Raw genomic sequence first — 6,000 nt, 5'->3', positions numbered from 1 at the left:
ATTTTCATTGAGTATTATTCTTCAACTTCTGTTAGGGTTGCTGCCTTTTCAAGATATTTTTGGTAGGTACCGTCATCCTTGAGTTTTTGGATAACCTTGTCCACCACTTCTTTCAAATCAGCACTATTTTTTCTAAGGGCAACTGCGTTGGCTTCGCCGTCCTTCATCTTCAAGCTGACAGTTGCGACAGCTAGGTCTGCGTTTTTAGCAGCATAGCTAAGGGCAACAGGTTCATCCATATGAACAGCATCTACTTTTCCAGCCTGCAATTCATTGACAGCTTCCCCCATATTGGTTAGGGAAGTCAGCTGAGCTTTTGGCAATTGTTCCTTAACCATTGATTCTGGAACAGTCCCTTTTTGGGCTGCAATATTAGCACTTTCAAGGCTAGTTAAATCCTTGTATTTTTCTACATCAGCCTTACGAACCAAGAAACTAATCTTGTTTTCATAGTAAGGGATTGAAAAATCAAAGACTTCTTTTCTCTCGTCAGTAGCGCTAATTCCCGCAACTGCTAGGTCAGCCTTACCAGTTTGAAGACTGGTCAAGACATTGTCAAAACTCATGCTTGAAATTTCCAACTTCACCCCAAGTTCATCAGCGATAGCTTGGGCCATATCAATATCCGCACCGACTACCTGGTTTTTTCCGTCAACTAAGGATTGAAATTCAAAGGGTGCATAGTCAGGACTAGTCGCCACAACTAATTTCCCCTTTTGCTTAATGGCCTCAAGAGCTGACTGAGAACCATTAGAACCCGACTGGCAAGCTACTAAGAAGAAACTTGCAAGAAAACTACATAAAACAAATATCCATTTTTTTGATTTCATAAATAAACAACCTCTCTGTTAATTTTGTATAATTATAACGCTATCTAAGTTACTTGTCAAGTGTTTTTTGAATTTTTATCTTAAAAATATTTTTTTCATTCAAGAAAAGGAGCCGTCAGTTGATTCCAAGCTCCTTTTTATACAGAATGAATCTATTTTATAGTTCGACAATCTTACCTGTTTCAAAGTAAACAACCCATTCACAGATATTTTTGGCATAGTCTCCAATGCGTTCCAAGAAGGCAATCACTTGGAAATAATCACGACCTGTAACAATGGCATCAGGATTTTTCTTGATCTCTTCTGTAGCCAAGTCACGAATGCTATCAAAGTAATGGTTGATTTTTTCATCCATGGCTGCTACTTCATAGGCCTGATCTACTGAACCATTGAGATAGAGTTCAAGGGCTGCTTCAACGAAGTTCTTGACATCGCGACCCATTCTCTTAATTTCTTCTTCAACAGCTGGGATACGTTGCTCCCCTTTCATACGAATTGCCGCCTTGGCAATAGAAACGGCATGGTCACCCATACGTTCCAAGTCAGATACAGCCTTCAATACTGTCAAAACAGTACGCAAGTCTTGAGAAACGGGTTGTTGAAGGGCAATCATTTCAAATGATTTCTTCTCCAATTTCACTTCGTATTCGTTTACTTCTGCATCGTCTTCGATGACTTCCTTGGCCAAATCACGGTCATGCGTAACAAAGGCACGCACTGTACGATTGATTTGTGAGAGCACTTCTTGTCCCATGGCGTAGAACTGGTTGTGCAATTTCTCTAAATCTTCCTCAAATTGAGAACGTAACATCATTTATCTCCTTATCCAAATTTTCCTGAAATATAATCTTCTGTTTCCTTATGTTGTGGGTTGAGGAACATCTTCTTAGTATCGTTAAACTCAATCAAATCTCCATCTAGGAAAAATCCTGTCTTGTCAGAAATACGAGAAGCTTGTTGCATAGAACGCGTAACCAAGAGCATGGTATATTTATCTTTTAGACCATACAAGGTTTCCTCAATCTTACCAGCCGAGATAGGGTCCAAGGCTGAAGTCGGCTCATCCAAGAGAATGATTTTAGGACTGGTTGCCAAGACACGGGCAACACAGACACGTTGCTGTTGTCCACCTGAAAGTCCGATAGCTGAATCATGCAGACGGTCCTTGACCTCATCCCAGATGGAAGCACGCTGCAAGGCTTTTTCCACAGCTTCATCCAGAACCTGCTTGTCCTTCACTCCATTGATACGAAGCCCATAAACAACATTTTCGTAGATAGACATAGGGAAAGGGTTCGGTTGTTGGAAAACCATACCGATTTCCTTTCGCAATTCAACTGTATCTGTACGCGGACTGTAGATGTTGTGGCCGTTGTAAACCACCGAACCAGTTGTGGTCACCTCAGGATTGAGGTCCCCCATGCGGTTGATTGCTTTGAGAAGGGTTGACTTCCCTGATCCAGATGGACCAATCAAGGCTGTAATTTCCTTAGGTTGGAAAGATAGGGAAACACTATCCAAGGCCTTTTTTTGATTGTAGTAAACGGACAGGTCTGACACCTGTAAAATCGCTTCTGTCATACTGTTTCCTTTCTATCCAAAGTGTCCTGTTACGTAGTCATTGGTTGACTGTAGTTTGGCATTTTGGAAAATATTAGAGGTCTTATCGTACTCGATCAAGTCACCCAAGTAGAAAAATCCTGTGTAGTCACTAGCACGCGCAGCCTGCTGCATACTGTGGGTCACGATGATGATGGTAAAGTCCTTCTTCAATTCCAACATAGTTTCTTCCAACTGGGCTGTCGCAATCGGATCCAAGGCTGACGCTGGTTCGTCCATCAAGAGGATATCTGGTTTAACAGAGATAGCACGAGCGATACAGAGACGCTGCTGCTGACCACCTGATAGGGTCAAGGCTGACTTGTGCAAATCGTCTTTGACCTGATCCCAAAGAGCAGCCTGACGAAGAGAGGTTTCCACAATTTCATCCAAGACTTGCTTGTCCTTAACACCTGCACGTTCATGGGCAAAAGTGATGTTGCGGTAGATAGACTTGGCAAAGGGATTTGGTCGTTGGAAGACCATACCGATGTGCTTACGCATCTCATAAACATTGATTTCTGGACGGTTGACATCAATCCCTTGGTAGAGGATTTGACCTGTGACCTTGGCAATATCAATGGTATCATTCATGCGATTGAGACTGCGGAGATAGGTTGATTTCCCTGAACCAGAAGGGCCAATTAAGGCAGTAATTTTATTCTTTTCAAATTGCATATCGATGCCCTTGATGGATTCATTTTTACCGTAGTAAACATGTAAATCCTTAGTAGAGAGGGCCACTTTCTCTTCAGGAAAGGTGATGATATGCTTTTCATCCCAATTATATTTTGACATGGCTTCTCCTTTAGGCAGCGGTTAATTTCTTATGTAGGTAGCTTCCGAGTTTGCGAGCTCCAAAGTTAAAGATGAGGATAAAGATGAGGAGGACGGCCGCAGAACCTGCTGATACGATGGTTCCATCAGGAATAGTACCTTCACTGTTGACTTTCCAAATATGGACAGCCAAGGTTTCTGCTTGACGGAAGATAGAGATTGGGCTGGTCACACTGAGAATATTCCAGTTAGACCAGTCAAGGGCTGGAGCGGATTGTCCTGCTGTATAGATAAGAGCAGCAGCCTCACCAAAGATACGGCCAGAGGCCAGGACAACCCCAGTGACAATACCTGGAAGAGCTTCTGGAATGACCACATGAACCACAGTCTCCCAACGAGAAATTCCAAGGGCCAGACCAGCCTCACGCTGCGTATGGTGAACGTGTTTCAAGCTGTCTTCAACATTACGCGTCATCTGAGGCAGGTTAAAGACTGTCAAGGCCAAGGCACCTGAAATGATTGAAAATCCATACTCAAACTGAACTACAAAGATCAAGTAACCAAAGAGACCTACAACCACTGATGGCAGTGAAGACAAGATTTCAATACAGGTTCTGACAAAGTTGGTCACAGGACCTTTTTTAGCATATTCAGCTAGGAAAATCCCAGCTCCCATAGACAAAGGCACAGAGATAACCAAGGTAATGACCAAAAGGAAGAAGGAATTATAGAGCTGAATTCCAATCCCTCCGCCTGCTTGGTAAGAAGATGATTTGCCAGTCAAGAAAGACCAAGAGATGTGGGGCAAACCACGAACCAAGATATAAAGAATCAAGGATGCCAAGATGGCTACGATAATTCCTGCAATCGAGTAGAGGACAGCTGTTGCAATTTTATCTAATTTCTTAGCGTGCATAGTTTTTCTTTCCTCTTTCTTTCGTAATCAATTTAATCACACTGTTGAAGGCCAAACTCATCAAAAGCAAGACTAAGGCCAGTGACCAGAGAACGTTATTATCAACTGTTCCCATAACGGTATTTCCGATACCCATGGTCAAGACAGAGGTCAAGGTCGCAGCAGGTGTTGTCAAGGAAGTTGGGACAACGGCTGAGTTTCCGACCACCATCTGAATGGCCAAGGCCTCACCAAAGGCACGCGCCATCCCAAAGACCACTGCTGTAAAAATCCCTGAACGCGCTGCCTTCAAGGTCACGCGCCAGATGGTTTGCCAACGAGTGGCCCCCATAGCCAAACTGGCTTCGCGGTAGTGACGAGGCACCGCACGCAAGCTATCGGTTGTCATAAAGGTTACCGTCGGTAAAATCATGACAAAGAGTACGAAAATCCCTGACAGAATCCCAAAACCAGTTCCACCAAAGATACTACGAACAAAGGGAACTACGACCTGCAAACCGATAAATCCATACACAACTGAAGGAATCCCGACTAGCAATTCAATGGCTGGTTGCAAGATTCTAGCACCTTTTGGTGAGACCTCCGTCATAAAGACTGCCGCACCAATGGCAAAAGGAGTTGCGATAAGGGCTGATAGGATTGTGACAATAAAGGAACCCAAAATCATAGGAAGTGCACCAAATTGTTTACCTGAAGGATTCCAAGTTTGGCCAAAAAGGAAATCAAAGATATTGACCCCATTGACAAAGAAGGTCGACAAGCCTTTTTGGGCTACGAAAATCAAAATCATGGCCACAATGATGACAATCAAAGACAGACAGGCAAAGGTCAAGCCTTTTCCTAATTTCTCTAGACGAGAGTTCTTTGAGGGAGAAAGTAATTTTTTAGCTAATTCTTCTTGATTCATTAGTGACTCCCTTCTAGTGCTGTCACCGTTCCTACAGCATCTTTTTCAACCTTCATTTCCTTAACAGAAATATAGCCCATTCCCTTAACGATTCCGCTTTGCGCTTCATCTGAGAGGACAAAGTTGAGAAATTCTGCCACCAATTCATTTGGTTGACCTAGGGTGTACATGTGTTCATAAGACCACAAAGGCCAGTTATTGCTTGTAACATTTTCTGCAATCGGCTCATAGCCATTCAACTTCATGCGTTTAACCGAGTCATCCACATAGGCAAAGGCTAGGTAAGAAATGGCTCCTGGGGTCTGGGAAACAATGTTTTTGACCATCCCATTTGAATCCTGTTCTTGACTCTGCACAGCAGATTGACCATCCATGATAACACTATCAAAGGTTGCACGCGAACCAGAACTTGCCGCACGGTTGATAATCGAAATGGCTAGGTCTTTCCCACCGACTTCTTTCCAGTTGGTTACTTGACCTGTGAAGATGCTACGGAGTTGTTCAGTTGTCAGATTTTCAACATCAACTTCCTTGTTTACAATCACTGCCAAGCCCGCTACAGCAACCTTGTGGTCTACTAGAGCGGATGCGTTTATACCGTCTTTTTCCTCGGCAAATACGTCTGAATTTCCTACATCAACGGCTCCAGACTGAACCTGAGACAAACCTGTACCAGATCCTCCACCTTGGACGTTGACTGTTTTTCCAACGTGCATAGAGCCAAATTCATCTGCTGCTGCTTCGACCAAGGGCTGAAGAGCCGTTGAGCCAACAGCTGTCATGGATTCTCCACGATCAATCCAGCTAGCACATCCCGCCAAAGAACCTGCTAGCAAAAGAGCCGCAAGGGATAGAGCGAGTTTTTTCCTTTTTTTCACTGTTTTTCTCCTTGAAAATAATGGTGAATGCTGTGAATTTTTTCAACTATTTATTTATGTTTTTCTTTTGAAAATGGGGAGCCAACTGAAGTT

7 protein-coding genes are annotated in these 6,000 nt (G+C 43.3%); all 7 read right to left on the bottom strand.

Annotation, left to right across the window (positions count from 1 at the left end):
• Positions 1-14: 14 nt before the first annotated feature.
• The 7 genes from HT711_RS00340 to HT711_RS00310 all read right to left on the bottom strand — a co-directional run bounded on the left by HT711_RS00340 (position 15) and on the right by HT711_RS00310 (position 5,907).
• On the bottom strand, positions 15-830 hold the full coding sequence (locus tag HT711_RS00340) for an ABC transporter substrate-binding protein (protein ID WP_173249668.1): 816 nt from the start codon (positions 828-830) through the stop codon (positions 15-17).
• A 157-nt stretch (positions 831-987) separates the two neighbouring features.
• Positions 988-1,641, bottom strand: coding sequence for a phosphate signaling complex protein PhoU (gene phoU / locus HT711_RS00335; protein WP_000946458.1), 654 nt, complete (start codon positions 1,639-1,641; stop codon positions 988-990).
• Between the two features lie 11 nt (positions 1,642-1,652).
• Positions 1,653-2,411, bottom strand: coding sequence for a phosphate ABC transporter ATP-binding protein PstB (gene pstB / locus HT711_RS00330; protein ID WP_173249667.1), 759 nt, complete (start codon positions 2,409-2,411; stop codon positions 1,653-1,655).
• Positions 2,412-2,423: 12 nt separating this feature from the next.
• Positions 2,424-3,227 carry a phosphate ABC transporter ATP-binding protein PstB gene (gene pstB / locus HT711_RS00325; protein WP_000049848.1) on the bottom strand — a complete coding sequence of 268 codons (804 nt, stop codon included), beginning with the start codon at positions 3,225-3,227 and terminating at the stop codon, positions 2,424-2,426.
• A 10-nt stretch (positions 3,228-3,237) separates the two neighbouring features.
• Positions 3,238-4,122: a phosphate ABC transporter permease PstA gene (gene pstA, locus HT711_RS00320; RefSeq protein WP_173233343.1), complete on the bottom strand. Its 885-nt coding sequence runs from the start codon at positions 4,120-4,122 to the stop codon at positions 3,238-3,240.
• Positions 4,112-5,029 (bottom strand): phosphate ABC transporter permease subunit PstC, encoded by a 918-nt coding sequence (pstC, locus tag HT711_RS00315; protein ID WP_001070902.1) that lies wholly within the window; start codon positions 5,027-5,029, stop codon positions 4,112-4,114. Before pstC ends, pstA begins: the two co-directional genes overlap by 11 nt.
• Complete coding sequence (locus HT711_RS00310) at positions 5,029-5,907, bottom strand: phosphate ABC transporter substrate-binding protein PstS family protein (protein WP_020903179.1); 879 nt, start codon at positions 5,905-5,907, stop codon at positions 5,029-5,031. The genes pstC and HT711_RS00310 overlap by 1 nt, the downstream gene beginning before the upstream one ends.
• Positions 5,908-6,000: the final 93 nt, after the last annotated feature.

This window comes from Streptococcus sp. 1032 (assembly GCF_013277015.1).
Lineage (GTDB): Bacteria > Bacillota > Bacilli > Lactobacillales > Streptococcaceae > Streptococcus.
Note: the sequence above shows the minus strand (reverse complement) of the source record. Positions and strands in the feature narration are given on the sequence as shown.